General features: G+C 56.8%; 1 protein-coding gene. It reads right to left on the bottom strand.

From position 1 onward, the window contains the following. Positions 1 to 14: 14 nt before the first annotated feature. On the bottom strand, positions 15 to 435 hold a 421-nt coding region (locus K0039_RS25530), incomplete at its 5' end, for a U32 family peptidase (RefSeq protein ID WP_228106925.1).

Here is a 435-nt window from a genome sequence, read left to right as displayed (position 1 = left end):
TTTCATTGCTTTTCTCACTGCCATTTACGGTGATATGCGCCAAGAGTGGTTTGCGTGCCTTCGGACATCGACCCGAGCGTCTCCATCCACGCGCTTTGCGGTACAAAGTTTTGCGGATCGGCCTTACAACGGTCGATAGCCTGACGCCAGACTTTCGCCACCTGGCTGACATACGCCGGGCTACGCTGGCGGCCTTCAATTTTCACCGAAGCAATATTCGCCGCCATTAACTCCGGCAGCAGTTCCAGGGTATCGAGACTGGTTGTTTCTTCCAGCGCGTGATAGCGCTCGCCGGCCACCAGATAACGCCCTTTACATAGCGTCGGATAACCTGCGTTTTCGCCGTCCTGATAACGGTCGATCAGCACTTCGTTCAGGCGGGATTCCAGCCCCTGCGGCGTTTGTTGCCAGCGCACGAAACGGGCCGGAGAACAC

This window comes from Terrisporobacter mayombei, assembly GCF_020748465.1.
Lineage (GTDB): Bacteria > Bacillota > Clostridia > Peptostreptococcales > Peptostreptococcaceae > Terrisporobacter > Terrisporobacter mayombei.
Note: the sequence above shows the minus strand (reverse complement) of the source record. Positions and strands in the feature narration are given on the sequence as shown.